Source organism: Streptomyces thermocarboxydus (genome assembly GCF_024760485.1).
Classification (GTDB): Bacteria; Actinomycetota; Actinomycetes; order Streptomycetales; family Streptomycetaceae; genus Streptomyces; species Streptomyces cellulosae.
Genome location: NZ_CP058273.1, coordinates 215913 through 235642 on the forward strand (window position 1 = coordinate 215913; position 19730 = coordinate 235642).

The window sequence follows — 19730 nt, forward strand, 5'->3', positions numbered from 1 at the left end:
GGGGTGGTACGGGGCGCGGACCGACGGGAGTCGGCCCGCGGCCGGGCGGGCCGGTGTCAGCCGGCGGTCTCGGAGGCGGCCGGCCGTCGCTGGACGCGGGCCAGCACGGCGGTGTCGAACTTGTCGGAGCGGTCGAAGCCGTAGACGCCGTTGCGCTCCTGGAAGACGTCGGTGAGCTGGGTGTAGCAGTAGCCGAACATGTCGGGGCCGTCGAGCAGGACGTCCACCAGGCCGGTGAAGCGCTCGATGAACTCCTCTACGCTGCGCGGGCGTTCGCCGTAGCCCCAGGACGACCCGGTCTCGTCGCCCGCGGCGGTGGCGGCGGCCTCGGCGTCCCACCAGATGCCGCCGAACTCGCTGCAGAAGTACGGCTGTCCGCGGTACGGCAGCGACCAGGGGCGGCCGTCGGGGCCGGTGTTGACGTACGGGCGGTCCTCGGCCAGGCCCGCCATGGTCTTGGCGAACGCCTCCGGGTCCTGCTCGTAGCAGTGGGAGTCGTAGACGTCGGTCTCCAGGACGCGGTGGGCGTAGCCGGAGGCGTCGATGACAGGACGGCTGGGGTCGGCCTGCTTGGTGGCGAGGAACATCGCCCGGGTGACGTCGTCGAGCTGGGTGATGCGGTCGTGCAGGTGCTGGTACGTCTCGTTCAGCGGGCACCAGCCGACGATCGACGGGTGGGAGTGGTCGCGCTCGAGGGCCTCGAGCCACTGGGCGACGTAACTGGCGTCAGGGCGCTGGTTGTCGTCGCGTACGCCGGTCTCGCAGCCCCAGTCGCCGAACTCGCCCCACACCAGGTAGCCGAGCCGGTCGGCGTGGTAGAGGTAGCGCTCCTCGAACACCTTCTGGTGGAGGCGGGCGCCGTTGAAGCCGGCGCGCAGGCCGAGTTCGATGTCGCGGACCAGGTCGGCGTCGGTGGGGGCGGTCATCAGGCCGTCGGGGTAGTAGCCCTGGTCGAGGACGAGGCGCTGGAACACCGGTTCGCCGTTGATGAGCACCCGCTTGCCGTGCAGGGCGACCGAGCGCATGCCCGCGTAGGAGGTGGCCTCGTCGACCACGCCGCCCTCGGCGTCGAGGAGCTGGAGGCGCAGGTCGTACAGGTGCGGGTCGGCCGGCGACCAGGTGCGCAGCCGGTCCTCGGGGACGGTCAGCACCAGGCGGGGGCACAGGTCGAGGTCGGCGCGGGCGGAGGCGGTCACCACCTCGCCCTCGGCATCGCCGAGCACGGCGCGCACGCGGTGGCCGGGGAGGTTGCCGGTGACGGGGAGGTCGAGGTGGAAGGAGCCCGAGCCGAGGTCGGGGGTGATGCGGGGGCGTTTGAGGCGGGCGGCGGGGACGGGTTCCATCCACACGGTCTGCCAGATGCCGGTGGTGCGGGTGTAGTGGCAGTGCGAGTTGGCGTACCAGGTGGCCTGCTTGCCGCGGGCCTGCGGGCCGTGCCGGGAGTCGCGCGCGCGGACCACGATCACGGCTTCCTCACCGGGGGCCGCGACGCCGCGCAGCTCGGCGGTGAAGGGGGTGAACCCGCCCCGGTGGCGGACCACTTCGGTGCCGTTGACCCACACGGTGGCGTCGTGGTCGACGGCGCCGAAGTGCAGCAGGACGTCGTCGCCGGCCCACTCGGCCGGGACGGTGACCGTGCGGCGGTACCAGACGGCCTCCATGAAGTCGGTGTCGCCGATCCCGGACAGCTCGGACTCCGGGCAGAAGGGCACGACGATCTCCCCGGCGAGGTCGCGGTCGCGCAGGCCCCGCTCCAGTCCGCTGTCGCCGCGGTCGGTCTCGAACTGCCAGCGGCCGTTCAGGTTCAGCCACGCCTCGCGGACGAACTGGGGCCGGGGGTACTCGGGACGCGGGACGTCCGGGGGCAGGGCCGTGCTCATACTGCTCCTCATCACTGCTGGTGCGCAGGTGCGCTGCGGACTGGGGCCATGCGACCATACGATTACATCGATGTAAATGGGAGTGGCGAAAAGTTTTCGGCGCGGCCCTCCGAGGCTCCCCCGCCGTCGGCGGTTCCGCCCACAGGGGCGGCCGATACGATCCGGGAGGCGGCAGGAGGGCGAGAAGGGAAGCATGGGCAGGCCCAGGATCAAGGACGTCGCGGAGTACGCGGGCGTCTCGGCGAAGACGGTGTCCAACGTCCTCAACGACTACGAGCACGTCTCCGAGCGGACCCGCGCCGCGGTGCGGGAGGCGATCGACGCCCTCGGCTACCGGGTCAACATCGCGGGCCGCCAGCTGCGCCGGGGCCGTACGGGGGTGGTCGCGCTGGCCGTGCCGGAGCTGGACATCGCCTACTTCGCGGAGCTGGCCAAGCACGTCATGGCCGAGGCGGAGCGCCGGGGCCGCACCACGCTGCTACTGGAGACCGGCGGGCGGCGCGAGAAGGAACTCGCCGCCGTGCAGGGCTTCGACGCGCAGTTCACGGACGGGGTCATCCTGTCGCCGCTGGCCCTTCAGCCGCGTGACCTCCAGGAGCGGGACACCCGGCTGCCGCTGGTGCTGCTCGGCGAGTGCAACCTGCCCGGCAGCGCGGACCACGTCGCCATCGACAACGTGGCGGCGGCCCGCGAGGCGACCGCGCATCTGCTGGCGCGGGGGCGGCGGCGCATCGCGGTGATCGGCGGTGACCTGCGCGGCGGGCTCAACACCGGCCGGCTGCGCACCGTCGGCTACGAACAGGCGCTGACCGAGGCGGGCCTGGCCGCGTCCGAGGAGCTGGTCCTGCCGGTGCCGGCGTTCCGCTGGGCCGACGGCGCCGCCGCCGCGCGCGCTCTGATGCGGCTGCCGGAGCGCCCGGACGCGCTGCTGTGCCTCAACGACCACCTGGCGCTCGGCGCGGTGCGCTCGCTGCACGAGGACGGCTGGTCGGTGCCGGGCGACGTGGACGTGGTGGGCTTCGACGACATCGAGGCCACGAGGTACAGCATCCCGACGATCACCTCGGTCGCCCCCGACAAGCCTGGCATCGCGCGGCGGGCGGTCCGGCTGCTGCTGGACCGGATAGAGGCGGACGGCGACGGGGGCCCGGCGGTGGACGAGACGGCGGGGCACCGGCTGGTGGTGCGGGAGAGTTCGGGCGGGTAGGCACGGGGCTGACCTGCGGGTGCCGGAAGGCGCGGAGGGCGAGGGGCGCAGGACGTACGGGCGAGTTTCAGGACGTCACGAACCCGCCTCGGGACCCCCGTCCGGAGCCTTGTCATCGTCCGGTCACGGCGTGTATAACGTTGTAAAACTTGAGCCCAGCGGCCCGGCACACGCCTCTCGAGGTGACGGCACCGCCATCCGCACCCGCCTACCGGGTCGGGCCGCTCACGAAGGGATTGCCGTGCGGGTCAGCCTCAAGGACGTCGCCGCGCACGCGGGGGTCTCCATCAAGACCGTCTCGAACGTGGTGAACAACTACCAGCACGTCACGCCTGCCATGCGCGAGCGGGTCCAGCGGTCCATCGACGCGCTCGGCTACCAGCCGAACCTCGCCGCGCGGCACCTGCGCAAGGGCCGTACGGGCATCATCGCGCTCGCACTGCCCGAGCTCGGCAACCCGTACTTCGCCGAGCTCACCGCGTCCGTCATCGACGCGGCCTCCCAGCACGACTACATCGTGCTGCTGGACCACACCGGCGGCTCGCGCGACCAGGAGCTGCTGGTGAGCCAGGGCTTCCGGGCCCGCGTCATCGACGGGCTGATCCTGAGCCCCATCGAGCTGGAGGCGGAGGACCTGCGCGACCGTGACCAGGACGTGCCGCTGGTACTGCTCGGCGAGCGGGACTACGACCTGCCGTACGACCACATCGCGATCGACAACGTCGCCGCCGCGCGCGACGCCGTGCGGCACCTGATCGCACTGGGGCGCCGCGAGGTGGCGTTCATCGGCGCGCGCCGCGACCGCAGCGAACCGGCGCAACTGCGTGTGCGCGGCTGGCGGGAGGAGCTGACGGCGGCAGGGCTGCCGGCCGACGAGGGGCTGGTCGCGGCGGTCGACGGCTGGGGTCACGCCGACGGCGCGCGGGCGATGCGGCAGATTCTGGACAGCGGCCGGCAGCCGGACGCGGTGTTCGCCTACAACGACCCGATGGCGATCGGCGCGATGAGGGTGCTGCACGAGCGGGGGCTGCGGGTCCCCGAGGACATCGCGGTGGTCGGCTTCGACGACGTGATCGAGGGCCGCTTCGGCGCGGTGACCCTCACCTCGATCTCCCCCGACAAGGCCGCGATCGGCCGCCTGGCGGTGCAATCGGTCCTGGCCCGCCTGGGCAACGACGCCCCGGAGCCTCGCCGTATCTGGGCGGACTATCAACTGGTCGAGCGGGAGAGCACGTTGGGGCGTCCGGGCGCACCCTGACGCCGGCCCCGTATCAACTCGTCACCCAAGCGTCACCTTTGAGGTGCCGTCACAGTACGCGCTTACCGCGGGCGCGCGCTTCCGCGCGCCCGCGACTCCCTTCCGGGCACCCCTCTCCCCACCTTGTGCGCAAGGGGTTTACAGCCCCCTTCCAACGATGTAAAACCTCCTTGGCGGCGCACCGGACGCCGTTGTGCACAGGGGGAGCAGTTCCACCATGCGCGTCCTTCGGGCTCCCCAGTTTCCTTTCAGCGTCACCCGGATCGGGGTCACCATGCAGCGCACCACTCACCGTTCCCGTCTCCTCGCCCGTCCCGTGCTCGTGGCCTTGGCCGCCGCCGTGGCCCTCACCGCGACGTCCTGCGCCAAGTCGGAGGACGACGCGGCGGACGGCAAGAAGTCCACGGCCGCCGCCGACGCCGGCCAGAAGGTGGCCGAGCCGAAGCCGGGCAGCAAGACCTGCGCCATCGACGCCTACGGCGGCAAGAAGATCGATCTGAAGGGCGCCACGGTCGGCTTCTCCCAGTCGGAGAAGGAAGCCAACCCCTTCCGTATCGCCGAGACGCAGTCCATCAAGGACGAGGCCGCCAAGAGAGGCGTCAAACTGCTGACGGCCAACGCCCAGTCGCAGTTCTCCAAGCAGATCAGCGACGTCCAGGACCTGCTCGCCAAGGGCGCCGACCTCCTGGTGATCGCGCCCCTGAACTCCGACGGCTGGGACCCGGTCCTCCAGGCCGCCGCGGCCAAGAAGGTCCCGATCGTCACCATCGACCGGAAGATCAACGCCACGGCCTGCAAGGACTACGTGTCCTTCATCGCCTCGGACTTCGTGGAGCAGGGCCGTCGCGCCGCCGACCAGATGATCGAGGCGACCGGCGGCAAGGGCGAGGTCGCGATCCTGCTGGGCTCGGCGGGCAACAACGTCACCACCGAGCGCACCAAGGGCTTCAAGGAGCGGCTCGCCGAGAAGGCCCCCGGCCTGAAGGTGGTGTTCGAGCAGACCGGTGACTTCACCCGTGAGAAGGGCCAGCAGGTCACCGAGCAGCTCATCCAGTCGAAGCCCGGCATCAAGGGCATCTACGCGGAGAACGACGAGATGGGCCTGGGCGCGGTCGCCGCGCTGAAGGGCGCGGGCAAGAAGGCCGGCGACGTCAAGATCGTCACGGTGGACGGCACCCGCAACGCCGTCCAGGGCGTCGTGGACGGCTGGATCAGCGGTGTCATCGAGTCCAACCCGCGGTTCGGCCCGCTGGCGTTCCAGACGCTCGACGACTTCACCCAGGGCAAGGACGTCGCGCAGGACATCATCATCCAGGACGGCGCCTACGACGACGGCAACGCCGAGCAGGACCTCGGCAAGGCCTACTGATCCCGTCGCGGGGGCCCGCGTCACGCCGGGCCCCCTGTCCGTCCGTCACCCTTTCCCATCCTGGAGGCACAGGTGGCTCCCCCCGCCGAAGTCCTCGCCGTCCGCGGACTGAGCAAGACGTTCCCCGGCGTCCGGGCCCTGGACGACGTGGACCTGACCCTGCACGCCGGTGAGGTCCACGCCCTGATCGGCGAGAACGGCGCCGGCAAGTCGACGCTCATCAAGCTCCTCACCGGGGTGTACCGGCCCGACGCCGGTGACATCGTTTTCCAGGGCCGTCCGGTCTCCTTCGCCACTCCGCTGGAGGCGCAGAAGGCCGGCATCTCGACGATCTACCAAGAGGTCAACCTCATCCCGCTGCTGAGCGTGGCCCGCAACCTGTTCCTCGGCCGCGAGCCGCGGAACCGTTTCGGTCTGCTGGACTTCGCCCGCATGCACCGCGAGGCGGAGGAGACGCTGCGCGGGTACGGCGTCCGCGTCGACGTGCGGCGGCCGTTGCGCAGTCTCGGTGTGGGCGCGCAGCAGATGGTCGCGCTGGCGCGGGCGGTGGCGAGCGAGGCGCGGATCGTCATCATGGACGAGCCGACGTCGTCGCTCGAACCGCGCGAGGTCGAGACGCTGTTCTCGGTCATCCGCCGGCTGCGCGACGAGGGCATCGCCGTCGTCTACGTCAGCCACCGCCTGGACGAGCTGTACGCGGTGTGCGACACGGTGACCGTGCTGCGCGACGGCCGCCGCGTCCACCACGGCAGGCTCGCCGACCTGGACCGGCTGTCCCTGGTGTCCACCATGCTGGGCCGGGAGCTGGGCGAGGTGCGGTCGGAGGGGCTGACGAAGTTCAGCGGCGACCACCACGCCACGGACAGCCGGCCGGTGCTGGAGGCCACGGACCTGACGGTCCCGCACCAGCTGCACGGGGTGTCGGTCAGCATCCGGCCCGGCGAGGTGGTCGGGCTCGGCGGGCTGCTCGGGTCCGGGCGCACCGAGACGGCGAAGGCCATCTCCGGTGCGCTGCCGGTGACTTCGGGCCGCGTGGTGGTGGCGGGGACGGCCCTGCGCGGGGGTTCCACGCCGGCCGCCATCCGCGCGGGCGTGAGCCTGCTGCCGGAGGACCGCAAGAGCGAGGGGATCGTGCCCGGGCTCTCGGTCCGGGAGAACATCTCGCTGGCCGTCCTCCCCCGCCTCTCCCGCTTCGGCCTGGTGTCCGAGGCGCGCGTCGACTCCATCGTGAACACGTTCATCGAGCGGCTGCGCATCAAGGCGTCCTCGCCGCAGCAGAAGGTCGGCGAACTGTCCGGCGGCAACCAGCAGAAGGTGCTGCTCGCCCGCTGGCTGGCGATGAACCCGAAGGTGCTGCTGCTCGACGAGCCCACCCGGGGCATCGACGTGGGCGCGAAGGCCGAGGTGCAAAAGCTCGTGGACGAACTGGCCGCGGACGGCCTGGGCGTCCTGCTCATCTCCTCCGACCTGGAGGAACTGATCGAAGGGTCCGACCGCGTGGTCGTACTGAAGGACGGTGCCGTCGTCGGCGAGCTGACCGGCGACGAGGTCACCGAGGACAAGCTGATGCGGACCATCGCCGGGGACGCCCCGGCACGGGACGCGGGTGGGGAGGCGGCCACCGATGGCTGAAGCCGCTCTGAAGACCGTCCCGCTGGACAGGGCGCGCGCCCTGCAGTGGCTGCAGCGGTACGGCGTGTACGCCGGTGTGGCGCTCCTGCTGGTCGTCAACACCGTGATCACCCCGCACTTCCTGACCGCGGAGAACTTCCGCACCCAGGCCGTGCAGGTGGCGCCCGTCATCATCGTCGCGCTGGGCATGGCCCTGGTCATCGGCACCGAGGGCGTCGACCTGTCGGTGGGCGCCGTGATGGCGCTGGCGGCCTCGGTGACCGCGCTCTACCTGGGCTACGGACTGGTGCCGGCGCTGCTCGTGGTGGCGCTGTTCGCCGCCGGGGTGGGCCTCGCGAACGGGGCGCTGGTGGCGCTGGTCGGGGTGCAGCCCATCGTGGCGACCCTCGCCCTGATGGTGGGCGGGCGGGGCCTGGCCCTGGTGCTGCTGCCGCAGCTGAAGGACCTGCGCAACCCGCAGCTGGCATCGCTCGGTTCGGGCGACGTGCTGGGCATCCCGTACCTGATCCTGATCGCGGCCCTGCTGGCGCTGCTGGTGGCGTTCACGGTGCGCCGCACCACGTTCGGGCGGCAACTGCTCGCCATCGGCGACAGCCGTCCCGCCGCGCAGCTCGCCGGCCTTCCGGTGCGGCGTGTGCTGATCGTGGTGTACGTGGTGTCGGCGCTGCTCGCCGCCGTGGCGGGCGTGCTCGCCACGGCGCGGCTGCAGGCCAGCGACCCGACGTCGCTGGGCAATCTGATGGAGCTGTCCGCCATCACCGCCGTCGTGGTCGGCGGCACGCCGCTCACCGGCGGCCGGGTCAACATCGGCGGGACGGTGGCGGGCGCGGTCCTCATCCAGCTGCTCACCGCCACCCTCATCAAGCACGATCTGCCGCCGTCGTGGACGCAGATCGCGCAGGCCGTAGTGATCGTGGCCGCGGTCTACGCGGCGCGGGGACGGGGGAAGCGATGACCGTCACGAAGACGCAGGCGCCGGTGAGCGTGGACGAGGGCAAGCAGGCGGCGGGCGCGGAGCCGGTGGGGCCGGCGCGGTCGGAGCGGCTGAGCGCCCTGGTGCAGCAGCACGGCGCGCTGGCGGTACTCGTCGTCGTCTCGCTGGTGGCGACGTTCAGCTTCGACTCGTTCGCGACGGGCGACAACGTCAGCAACATGGCGACGAGTTCGGCGTTCCTCGCGATCGTCGCGCTCGGCATGACGTTCGTGATCATCACCGGTGGCATCGACCTGTCGGTGGGCTCGCTGTTCGCGCTGGGCGGGGTGCTGGCGGCCTGGGGTTCCCGGCACGGGACGCTGGTGGCGCTGCTGCTGCCGCTGGTGGTGTGCGGGGCGGTCGGTGTGGTGAACGGGCTGCTGGTGGCCCGGTCGCGGCTCGCGCCGTTCATCGTCACCCTGGCGGCGATGCTGGGCGCCCGGGGTCTGATGCTGGCGATCACCGACGAGGGTGCGAACACCTACCTCATCGGCAAGAGTTCCTTCCTCGCGGAGCTGGGGCAGGGCACCACGCTCGGCCTGGGCAACCCGGTGTGGATCATGCTGGCGCTGTTCGTCGCCGGGGCGGTCGTGCTGCGGCGCACCCGGTTCGGCCAGCATGTGTACGCGGTCGGCGGCAACGAGGACGCGGCGGCGCTGATGGGCGCACCCGTGGCCCGCACCAAGATCCTCGTCTACACGCTGTCCGGTGTGCTGGCCGGTCTCGCCGGGGCGCTGAACGCCGCGTGGCTCGCCTCCGGGGTGACCATCCTCGGCAACGGCATGGAGCTGGAGGCGATCTCCGCCGTGGTCATCGGCGGCACCCTGCTCACCGGCGGGCTCGGCTACGTCAGCGGGTCGCTGGTCGGGGTGCTGCTGCTGAAGGTGATCCAGAACGTCATCAACCAGATCGGCTCCCTGGACTCCTCCTACCAGCAGGTCGTCAGCGGCGCCTTCCTCGCCGTGGTGGTCGTCGCCCAGACGTGGCTGGGCCGCCGACGGCAACTGATGTAGACCCCGGTCGCGGCGGCGGACCTCCTGGCTCCCGCCGCCGCGTCCGGTACGGCGGCCGGTCACGCTCCTCGCGCACCCGGCCGCTTTTGGCACGCGCACGTCTCCCACCCCCACCTTCCCGAGGAGTGACGATGCGTAGAACACCCGCACCCGTCCCCCACGCCGGCCGCCCGAGACGGCGGTGGACGGCGACCGTCCTGGCGGTGCTGGCCCTCCTGGCCGGCACCGCCCTCACCATTCCCGGGGCCGCGACCGCGGCGCCGGCGGCGTGGACGCCGAAACCCGCGCCGATGACCACCCCGTGGACCAACCAGGTCCCGGTCGACAACCCGCTGCCCGAGTATCCGCGCCCGCAGCTCACCCGCCCCGACTGGGCGAACCTCAACGGCATCTGGGACTTCGCCGTGACCTCGGCGGACGCCGGCCGGCCCGCCGCCTTCCCGGAGCAGATCCGGGTGCCGTTCGTCGCCGAGTCGGCGCTGTCCGGCATCCAGCGCCGCATCACGCAGAACGACAAGCTCTGGTACAAACGCGTCTTCACCGTCCCGTCCGGCTGGGACGGCCGGCGCGTCCAGCTGCACTTCGGCGCGAGCGACTGGCGCACCACCGTCTGGGTCAACGACCGGCAGGCCGGGGCGACCCACGACGGCGGCTACGACGCCTTCTCGTACGACATCACCGACCTGCTGAACCGGGGCGGCACCAACACCGTCGTGGTCTCGGTGTGGGACCCCACCCAGACGGGCACGCAGGCGGTCGGCAAGCAGCGGCTGAACGACGTCCTCCCCCACCCCGGCGGGGGCATCTTCTACACGGCCGCGTCCGGCATCTGGCAGACGGTGTGGCTCGAGCCCACGGCGGCGGCGCACATCACCCGCCTCGACATGGTGCCGGACCTCACCACCAACCGGCTCAAGGTCACCGTGCGGGGCGCGGGGACGAGCGGCCACCAGGCCCGCGTCACCGTCTCCACGGGCGGCTCCACCGTCGGCACGGCCACCGGACCCGTCGGCACGGAGTTCACCGTCCCGGTGCCGAGCGCCCACCGCTGGACGCCCGACGACCCGTTCCTCTACGACGTGCGCGCCGATCTGCTGTCCGGCTCCACGACCGTCGACTCGGTGGGCAGCTACACCGGGATGCGCACGATCGGTCTGGCCCGGGTGGACGGTGTGCTGCGGCCCGTGCTGAACGGGCAGTTCGTGTTCCAGACGGGCACCCTCGACCAGGGCTACTGGCCGGACGGCATCTACACCGCGCCGACCGACGCCGCCCTGCGCTTCGACCTGCAGAAGCACAAGGACCTGGGCTTCAACATGGTGCGCAAGCACATCAAGGTGGAACCGCAGCGCTGGTTCTACTGGGCCGACCGGCTCGGTCTGCTGGTATGGCAGGACATGCCCTCCATGGAACGCACCCCCGACGCGGCGGGGCGGACCCAGTGGGAGGCCGAGTACCGGCGGATCATCGACCAGCACCGCAGCTCCCCGTCGGTCGTCATGTGGGTGAACCAGAACGAGGGCTGGGGCCAGTACGACCAGGCGCGCATCGCCAACGAGGTGAAGGCGTACGACTCTTCGCGGCTGGTGGACAACATGAGCGGGGTGAACTGCTGCGGCGCCGTCGACGGCGGCAACGGCGACGTCGTCGACCACCACGTCTACGTGGGCCCCGGCACCACGGTGCCGGATGCCGACCGGGCCGCGGTGCTCGGCGAGTACGGCGGGCTGGGCTTCAAGGTGGCCGGGCACGAGTGGTACCCGGGCGGCGGCTTCAGCTACGAGGACCAGCCGTCCCTCGCCCATCTGGACAACCGGTTCGTCGGGCTCCTCGACGGCATCCGCGAAGTGCGGCTCCCGCGGGGGCTGTCGGCGGCCGTCTACACCGAGATCACCGACGTGGAGAACGAGGCCAACGGGCTGCTCACCTACGACCGTCAGGTGGTCAAGGTCGACCAGGCGCGGGTCCGGGCGGCCAACCGGGCGCTGATCGACGCCTCCCGCTCACCGGCCGCCCCGGTGACACTGCCCACCGGCCAGTTCCGCTCCCTGCGCGTCACCACGCCCGGCTACACGGACCGGTACATGCGGCACAAGGACGGCGCCGTGTTCACCGAGGTGGTGAACGCCGGCAGCACGGCGCTGCTGAAGGCCGACGCCACCTGGCGGATCGTCCCCGGCCTGGCGGACACCTCGTGCTACTCGTTCGAGTCGCGCAACTACCCGGGCGAGTATCTGCGGCACCGCAACTCCCGTGTGTACAAGGAGGGCGGCAGCGGCGACCTGTTCCGCGCCGACGCCACCTTCTGCCCGGTACGGGGCGCGAACGGCGGTGTGAGGCTGTCCGCGTACAACTTCCCCGGGCAGTATCTGCGGCACTATGACGCCGAGTTGTGGCTGGCGATCCCCGGCGGCAGTCGCGCCTACGACTCCCCCGCCCTGTTCACCGAGGACACCACCTGGGCGGTGGAGGCGCCCTGGACACCCTGAGCCGTAGGTGACGGGCACGCGAGAGGGGGCGGACGCCGTGGCGTCCGCCCCCTCGTCGTGGACGGTGTTACGGCTTCTCCGCCTCGTGCAGGGCGGTCACCTCCTCGCCGGTGAGCGCCCTGTCGTAGGCGTGGACCTCGTCGACGGAGCCGTTCCAGAAGTCGGTGTCGTCACCGTTCCACTTGGCGCGGCCCACCGCGAGCGGGCCGGAGCCGACGTAGTTCGGGCCGCCGGTGACGGTGGCCGCCTTCTTGCCGTCGACGTACAGGGTGATCTGGTTGGTGGCGCCGTCGCGCACGCCCACCAGGTGGTACCAGCGCCCCAGTTCGGGCCGGATCTCCAGACGGGCCCGCTGTCCGGCAGGGGTGCTGAAGGCGAACGCGCCCTGCCCGTACTGGAGGTAGAACGGGCTGGCCTGGCGACGGCCGTCCTGGCTCACCGCCGTGGCGTAGTTGCCGGGCAGCGCGTCGAGGGTGACCCAGGCGGAGACGGTGTAGCTGCCGGTGGTGTCGAGGACCGGACCGTCGGTCTGGGCGAACTGTCCCTGCCCGTCGAACTTCAGGGCGCTGCCGCTGACTCCGGTGGTCCAGGTGGCGCCCTCGGTGAGGGTCAGCGCCTTGCCGTTGGGGCCGTCGTCCTTCGCGGTGGTGCCTGCGCCCTCGTCGAGGGACCAGTGGCCGCCGCCCTTGAGCTGCTCCCGCTGACCGGCGGAGGCGCCGGCCGCGATCACCTTGAGGTTGACCGCCCGGACCTGCTTCGGGTCGACCTTGATCTCCCGGCGGTCGTACGTGTAGAGGCCGTTGAGCTCGTTCTCCAGGTCGGTGATCTGCGTGTACACGGAGCCGGACAGCTCCGCGGCGGCCTGGTCGACGTAGAACCTCTCGGTGTTCTCGACGTACTTGCGGGTCAGCGCCTCCTTGCTGTCCACGCCGCTGTAGATGACGGTGGGCGGGCCGGGCCACATGTGCCCCGGGGTGCGGAGGGTGAAGCCGCCGTGCTCGCCGTCCATCGCCGCGCGGTGGTCGGGGAAGGGCGGGTCCTCGTTGGTGTAGTCGTGGTGGTCGATGATGTCGCCGGTGCCGGAGTCGCCCTTGCTGTTGCAGCAGTTGACGCCGCTGTGGGCGTTGACGACGCGGGACGGGTCGGCGGCCTTGACGGCCTCGGTGAGCTTGCCGGTCTCCTGCCGGTCCCACTCGCCCCAGCCCTCGTTGAAGACGATCCAGCCGATGACGGAGGGCGAGTTGTGGTGCTGGCGCATCATCTCGCGGCCCTGCTCGGCGAACGCCTGCCGGCCGTTCGCGCCGGTGAGGTTGCCGGAGACGAAGTCCTGCCAGACCAGCAGGCCCAGCCGGTCCGCGTGGTAGAACCAGCGCGGCGACTCCACCTTGATGTGCTTGCGGACCGCGTTGAAGCCGAGCTGCTTGTGCGCCTTGAGGTCGAACGCCAGGGCGTCGTCGCTGGGCGCGGTGTACAGCCCGTCGGGCCAGAAGCCCTGGTCCAGGGTGGCGAGGGAGAACACCGGCTTGCCGTTGAGGACGAGCTTCTTGTAGCCGCCCACGTCCTCGACGCCGATCTTCCGCATGCCGAAGTAGCTGTCGACCGTGTCGGTGGACCGGCCGTCCTTCAGCGTGACGTCGAGGTCGTAGAGGTACGGGTCGTCCGGGCTCCACAGGTGCTGGTTGGCGACCGGCAGCTTCAGCTGCCTGTTGGCGGGGCCGGTCACCTTGCCGACGACCTTGCCGCGGTGGTCGCGGGCCACCGCCTCGACGCGCGCCGTGGCGGACGCTCCGGCGGACTCGACGGTCACCGCGAGGGTCCTGGTGTCGATGTCCGGCGTCGTGACGACGTTGTCAATGGACGTCTCGGCGACGGGCTCCATCCAGACGGTCTGCCAGATGCCGGAGGACTGGGTGTACCAGATGCCGCCGGGGCTGGTGGACTGCTTGCCCACGGGCTGGTCGGGGCCGCCGGTGTCGGTGACCGCGACGACGATCTCCTGGGGGCCCTTGCTCTTGAGCGCGTCGGTGATGTCGGCGCTGAACGCGTTGTAGCCGCCGGTGTGTTCGGCGACCTTCTGACCGTTGACATAGACGCGGGCCTGGTAGTCGACGGCGCCGAAGTTCAGCTTGAGCCGGTCCCTGCCGCTCTTGCCGACCTTCCAGTTCTTCGGCACGTCCACCAGCTTGCGGTAGAACATGTGGTCCTCGTGCCGCTCGATCCCGGAGAGCAGCGACTCCGCCGGGAACGGCACGATGATCTTCTCGTTCAGGTTCTTGCCGAAGACGGGCTGCTCCCCCGCCTTCGCGCCGCTGAACTGCCAGGGGCCGTTGAGGTTCTTCCACTGCTTGCGGACCTGCTGGGGGCGCGGGTACTCGGGCAGCGGGTTGTTCTTGTCCACCTTGTCGCCCCACGGGGTGGTGAGGCGGTGGGTGGAGACGTTCTCGGCGTAGCGGGCTATGCGCGGCACGGCCTCGCCGCCGGCGCTGAGACCGCCCTCGCCGTCGTAGACGACGCGGACCGTCTGGGCCTTCTGGACCGCCTCGGAGAGGGTGACCTGGAGGGAGTTCCGGTCACCGGGGACGGCCTTCACCGACTTGATCGGAAGGGCGGTGGTGTCGGCCTCGACCTTGAGGTGCTCGGCCGCCTGCGCGAGGTCGCTCACCGGGCCGTCGAAGCGGGCGCGCAGGGTGCGGCCGTCGCGGCCGACGGTCAGCTCGACCGGGTAGACCTCGAAGTCGGCGGGCGGGGTGAACGCCGTCATCGGCACGAGCTGCTTGGGGAGCGTCGGCGTGGACCAGCGCAGGTACATGTTCGAGCCGCCGAAGTCCTGGAACATCTCCAGGCGGAAGTCGTACGTCCTGCCCGCGGTCAGCTTCACCGGGGCGCCGGTCTGCTCCCGGTCCCAGTCGGGCTCCCAGTGGTCGATGACCGGCTCGCCGTCGATGTACAGGCGGAAGCCGTTGTCGCCGATGGCGTAGAAGGTGTAGTCGTCGGTCTCGGGGACCTCGATCTGGCCGGTCCAGCGGGCGGTGGTGTGCTCCGTCCGCCCGGTCAGCTCCTCGAACGTGCTGGTGAGACCGGCGAAGTTGATCTGCGGCTCGAGCTGGGTCCCGCCGAGTTCGGCGAAGTCCCGTGCGCCCGGCGCGGACATGCGGAAGTACTCGCCCTTCAGCCCGTGCACCGTGACGTCGGCGTCCGCGGCCCGGGCGGCGGAGGCGGCGCCGGCCGTCTCCGGTGCGGCGGCCGTCGCCGCGGGCGCCAGGGCGCCGGTGGACAGAGCCAGCGCCGTCACGGTCAGCACGGCCCACCATCTGGATCTCGGGCGGGTGAGTTGTCTGGTCATCGAACCTTTCCTCGCGCTGGGTGCATGGGGCCACGGCGGAGCGAGGGCGCGGCCGTCGACTCCGCCGACTGTTCTTCCAACGTTGGAAATCCGGTGTGCAGCGGAATGACAACACGCGGTGGGACGGCTGTCCAGGCTTTGCGCAGAGGTGACTGTGCGTCATGACCGCCTGCGGCGGCGGCAGGTGGGGTGGGTGGGTGTGACGCACGGCTCCGCCGCGGGGCGGCGCCGACCCGGCCGCGTCCGGCCTCACTGCTCCCTGCTTAGGCTGGAGGTCATGACCACAGTGAAGGAGGCGCGAGGTCCCCGCCCCCTGCTCGCGGGGGCCTCGCGCCGGTGGGTCCGGCTGTTGCCCCGGGTCACGGCGGCGGTGCTCTGCGTCGTCCTGCTCCCCGGCACCAGCATCGTTCTCACCACCGCGTACGGCGTGGGCGGCGGTGTGGCCTCCGCCCTGGCCGTCGCGCAGACCGTGCCCCTGCTCATCGCCGTCGTCCACCCGCTGCGGGCCTGGTACGCCGTCCTCGCCGCGGACGTGGCCGGTGCGCTCGTCCTCCTCACCGCAGACTTCCCGCAGCGGCTGCTGTGGCCCTTCCCACCCATGGTGACCGTCGGCTACGTCGCCCTGTGTCTCGCTCTCGGCCTGCGGGAGCGGCGCCGGACGCTACTGCTGCTGTGGCTGGCCACGGCCGTCACGAACGTGACCCTGCTGTTCTTCTCCCCGCACGGCGGCGGGGCCCGGGATCTGCTGCTCACCGGGCTGAGCGGCGTCGCCCTGCTGCTGGCCGGAGCGCTGCGGGAACGGGCCGAGGCGCAGCGCAGGCTGGTCGAGCAGGAGACCGTCAGCGAGACCGAACGCGCCCGGCGGACTCTGCTGGAGGAGCGGGCCCGGATCGCCCGTGAACTGCACGACGTGGTGGCTCACCACATGTCCGTCATCACGGTGCAGGCGGACACCGCACCGTACCGGCTCGAGCAGCTGCCGCCCGACGCACGGGAGGAGTTCACCTCCATCGCCTCGACCGCGCGCGCCTCGCTCGGCGAGATGCGGCGGCTGCTGGGTGTGCTGCGCGACGAGGACGCGCGGGGCGAACGCGTACCGCAACCGGGACCGGACCGCATCAGTCAGCTGGTCGAGGCGACCGCGCGGGCCCACGGGCCGGTCGAGCTCGTCCCCCTCGACGGCGACGCCCAGGTCCCCGAGGCGGTGGGCCTGTCCGCGTACCGGATCGTGCAGGAGGCCCTCGCCAACGTCGTCCGGCACGCCCCCGGGGCGCCCACGAGGGTGTCCCTGTCGGTCACGGGACCCGACGCCCCGGACGGGGAGGGCGCTGCGCAGCTGACCGTCCTCGTCGTCAACGGACCGCCGCCCGCGCCGCCCGCCGTGCCCCTCGAACCGGACGGCACCGGCCACGGCCTGGTCGGCATGCGCGAGCGTGTACGGCTGCTCGGCGGCGGCCTCGACGCCGGGCCGCTGCCGGACGGCGGTTTCCGGGTGGCCGCCCGACTCCCCCTCAACGCGAAGGACCACACGTGACGACACGCGTCATCATCGTCGACGACCAGGCCATGGTGCGGGCCGGTTTCGCAGCCCTGCTGGCCGCCCAGAGCGACATCGACGTGGTGGGCGAGGCCCCCGACGGCGCGCAGGGCGTCGACCTGAGCCGCCGAACCCGTCCCGACATCGTGCTGATGGACGTGCGGATGCCGGTGATGGACGGCCTGGACGCCGCACGGCTGCTGCTCGGTCCGCCCGCGGGGGCGGCCCACCGGCCACGGGTGATCATGCTGACGACGTTCGACGTCGACGACTACGTGTACGAGGCGCTGCGGGCCGGGGCCAGTGGCTTCCTGCTGAAGGACGCGCCGCCGGCCGACCTCCTCGCGGCGGTCCGGGTCGTCGCCGCGGGTGAGGCGCTGCTCGCGCCGTCCGTGACGCGCCGGCTGATCGCGGAGTTCGCCAAGCAGCGCTCCGTGGCGCGCGGCATGCCCGCGCAGCGCCTGAAGGACCTGACCGCGCGCGAGACCGAGGTGCTGGCCCTGGTGGCCCGCGGGCTGTCCAACCAGGAGATCGCCCGGAGTCTGGTGCTGGCCGAGCAGACGGTCAAGACCCACGTCCACCGGGTGCTGACCAAGCTGGGCCTGCGCGACCGCGCCCAAGCGGTCGTCTTCGCCTACGAGTCGGGGCTGGTGGCGCCGGGCGGGTAAGGGCCCCCGGCCGAACGGCCACCCCCTACCCCGGTATCACCCCGGCGCGGTCCCGATGCAGGACGTCCAGCCTGCGGCCGCGCTCCGGCGCGGCGCTGCGTGAGCAGTCGTGCACGCACGGTCCAGGCACGGCGTCGACGGCGCCCGCCGAGCCCCCACACCCCCTACCGCGGTATCACCTCCACCTTCGCTCCCCCGTACGACGCGGTGCGCGGGGCCGCCGCCGCACACTCCTTCGCATCGGGCCCCGCCCTCCCCGCGCGGGCCGACCGAAGTCTCCGCACCCCCCTGGAGGTCCGCAGTGCCACCGCAAGAGGACACGACCGCGCCCGTCGACGGATCCACGACGACCGTACGCGCGGGTGACCTGGAGGTCGGGGTCATCGACATCGGTTCCGGCGTGCCGCTCGTGCTCGTGCACGGCGGCGAGAGCGACCGCACCCAGTTCACGGCGCTGCGCGCCCGGCTGGGCGACGGCATCCGGGCGATCTCGTACGACCAGCGGGACTCGGGCGTCACCGTCTGCCCACCCGTCCCGTACTCGCTGTCCGACCTCGCCGACGACCTCGTGCACCTGCTGGACGCGCTGGAGCTGCCCACCGCGCATCTGCTGGGCGCGTCCTTCGGCGGGGTGGTGGCCCAGCATGTCGCGCTGCGGCATCCGGATCGGGTCGACTCCCTGGTCCTGGTCGCCACCGCACCGAGTTACGCCATGGGGAGCCCGGCGCTGGACGACCTGCTGACCATGCCCCACGAGGAGCGGCAGCGCGCGGCCGTGGAGTACTTCTACACGCCCGAGAGCGAGGCCGCCCGCGCCGGACGGGCCGGCACCCTCTCCCTGCGCAGCCCCGAGCAGAGCGCCCGCCGCCACCGGGTCGCGCAGGAGCACGAGGTCTGTGACCGGCTGGCGGACATCGCCGCGCCCACGCTCATCGTGCACGGCACGCACGACCTGCTGGCGCCGTTCTCCGGCGCCGTGCTGATGCAGCAGCGGATCCCGAACGCGAAGCTGCGGCCCATCGACGGCGGGCGGCACGCCATCGTGGCGGAGTTCCCCAGCACCGTCGCGCTGCGGGTCCGCGAGTTCCTGGGGCTGGAGGCGACATGACCCACGACCACAGCAGGCCGGAGCGGGCCCCGGCGGAAGGTTCCCGGGAGGTCGCCGACCGTATGGCGGAGGCGGCCCGGGCGTGGCTGGACTCCCTCGACCCCGAACAGCGACGGCTGGGCACCGGACCCGCGCCGGGGACGGACGGCGCGGCCGAGGCAGACCGCACCCGCTGGTACTACACGCCCACCGACCACGGCGGGCTGACGTTCGCCCAGCAGCGGCCGGCCCAGTACCGGCAGGTGATGCGGCTGGTGGCGAGCGGGCTCTCGGAGGCCGGGTACAACACGGTCGCCACCGTCATCGGGCTGGAGAACGTGCTCGACCGCGTCGAGGACTTCTCGGTGCTCTGGGGCCGGGAGCGGTCGCGCGATCCGAACATGTACTACCTGCGCGTGTTCGGGGAGCCGGGCGGGGACCGGCCGTGGGGCTGGCGGTTCGGCGGCCACCACGTGTCGCTCAACTTCCTCGTGGCCGACGGTCGGGTCGCGGCCACCACACCGCTGTTCATGGGCGCGGACCCGGCCGCGTCACCCCTCCTGGGCGGGACGACTCTGCGTCCGCTGGCGGCGGCCGAGGACCTGGCCCGCACGCTGGTCCGCTCCCTTTCCCCCGCGGCCGGCGGGCGCGCGCTGCTGCTGCCGCGCCCGCCCTACGACGTCGTGGCCGGCAACAGTCCGCGGATCGACGACCGGCTGATCACCCGCCGGCAGCTGTGGCATCCGGACCAGATGGTGCCGGACCGTCCCGACACGCCGCACACTCTGCTCGACGACGACGAGCGGCGGGCGGTGTCCCTCGCGCCGCCGCCGCGGGGGGTGCCCGCCGCCGACCTCGACGCCGGTCAGCGGGAGCTACTGCGTGAGCTGCTGGGCACCTACCTGGGCCGGGTGCGGGAGGAGATCTCCCCGCTGTCGCGCTACGACGACCCGGAGCGGCTGGACGCGGTGCACTTCGCGTGGGCCGGCTCGACGGAGCCGGGCGAGGCGCACTACTACCGCCTGCACGGGCCGCGCCTGCTCATCGAGTGGACCAAGGTCCACCGGAACGCCAACCACGCCCATGCCGTGTGGCGCGACCCGCAAACCGACTTCGGCGGCGACGTCCTCGCCGCCCATCACGCCGCGTACCACGTGCACTGAGACCCCGTGGGCTCCGGGCTTTTCCCCGGGCCCGGAGCCCACGGCCGCGGCCTCGCGCGGGTCCGCGGACCCGCCGCACCGCACGTCCGGGCCCCGCGCCCGGCCACCACC

General features: G+C 72.0%; 13 protein-coding genes. 11 read left to right on the forward strand and 2 right to left on the reverse strand.

Going from position 1 to position 19730, the window contains the following annotated elements:
• Positions 1-56: 56 nt before the first annotated feature.
• Complete coding sequence (locus tag AY578_RS01040; RefSeq protein ID WP_037952901.1) at positions 57-1880, reverse strand: glycoside hydrolase family 2 protein; 1824 nt, start codon at positions 1878-1880, stop codon at positions 57-59.
• Between the two features lie 193 nt (positions 1881-2073).
• Between AY578_RS01040 and AY578_RS01045 the strand changes: the two genes are divergently transcribed.
• From AY578_RS01045 to AY578_RS01075, 7 genes are all read left to right on the forward strand, one after another.
• Positions 2074-3087, forward strand: coding sequence for a LacI family DNA-binding transcriptional regulator (locus AY578_RS01045; RefSeq protein WP_136237894.1), 1014 nt, complete (start codon positions 2074-2076; stop codon positions 3085-3087).
• 241 nt (positions 3088-3328) lie between these two features.
• Positions 3329-4345 (forward strand): LacI family DNA-binding transcriptional regulator, encoded by a 1017-nt coding sequence (locus AY578_RS01050; RefSeq protein WP_136237893.1) that lies wholly within the window; start codon positions 3329-3331, stop codon positions 4343-4345.
• Positions 4346-4619: 274 nt separating this feature from the next.
• Entirely contained in the window at positions 4620-5714 is a 1095-nt protein-coding gene (locus AY578_RS01055; RefSeq protein ID WP_019525737.1) for an ABC transporter substrate-binding protein, read from the forward strand.
• Between the two features lie 72 nt (positions 5715-5786).
• Entirely contained in the window at positions 5787-7346 is a 1560-nt protein-coding gene (locus AY578_RS01060) for a sugar ABC transporter ATP-binding protein (protein ID WP_019525736.1), read from the forward strand.
• Positions 7339-8301: an ABC transporter permease gene (locus tag AY578_RS01065; RefSeq protein ID WP_019525735.1), complete on the forward strand. Its 963-nt coding sequence runs from the start codon at positions 7339-7341 to the stop codon at positions 8299-8301. Before AY578_RS01060 ends, AY578_RS01065 begins: the two co-directional genes overlap by 8 nt.
• A complete protein-coding gene (locus AY578_RS01070) occupies positions 8298-9332 on the forward strand; it encodes an ABC transporter permease (RefSeq protein ID WP_028958852.1) in 1035 nt (344 codons plus the stop codon). Before AY578_RS01065 ends, AY578_RS01070 begins: the two co-directional genes overlap by 4 nt.
• A 131-nt stretch (positions 9333-9463) precedes the next feature.
• Positions 9464-11821, forward strand: coding sequence for an AbfB domain-containing protein (locus tag AY578_RS01075; RefSeq protein ID WP_136237892.1), 2358 nt, complete (start codon positions 9464-9466; stop codon positions 11819-11821).
• A 67-nt stretch (positions 11822-11888) separates the two neighbouring features.
• Here the strand turns inward: AY578_RS01075 and AY578_RS01080 are convergent, their stop codons facing one another.
• Complete coding sequence (locus AY578_RS01080; RefSeq protein WP_258901675.1) at positions 11889-15164, reverse strand: LamG-like jellyroll fold domain-containing protein; 3276 nt, start codon at positions 15162-15164, stop codon at positions 11889-11891.
• A gap of 277 nt (positions 15165-15441) precedes the next feature.
• Between AY578_RS01080 and AY578_RS01085 the strand changes: the two genes are divergently transcribed.
• From AY578_RS01085 to AY578_RS01100, 4 genes are all read left to right on the forward strand, one after another.
• Positions 15442-16698, forward strand: coding sequence for a sensor histidine kinase (locus tag AY578_RS01085; RefSeq protein ID WP_028958849.1), 1257 nt, complete (start codon positions 15442-15444; stop codon positions 16696-16698).
• Complete coding sequence (locus AY578_RS01090) at positions 16695-17369, forward strand: response regulator (RefSeq protein ID WP_161107593.1); 675 nt, start codon at positions 16695-16697, stop codon at positions 17367-17369. The genes AY578_RS01085 and AY578_RS01090 overlap by 4 nt, the downstream gene beginning before the upstream one ends.
• A 301-nt stretch (positions 17370-17670) precedes the next feature.
• Positions 17671-18477, forward strand: a complete 807-nt coding sequence (locus AY578_RS01095) for an alpha/beta fold hydrolase (protein ID WP_028958847.1) — start codon at positions 17671-17673, stop codon at positions 18475-18477.
• Positions 18474-19619: a DUF3500 domain-containing protein gene (locus AY578_RS01100; RefSeq protein WP_052183205.1), complete on the forward strand. Its 1146-nt coding sequence runs from the start codon at positions 18474-18476 to the stop codon at positions 19617-19619. Before AY578_RS01095 ends, AY578_RS01100 begins: the two co-directional genes overlap by 4 nt.
• Positions 19620-19730: the final 111 nt, after the last annotated feature.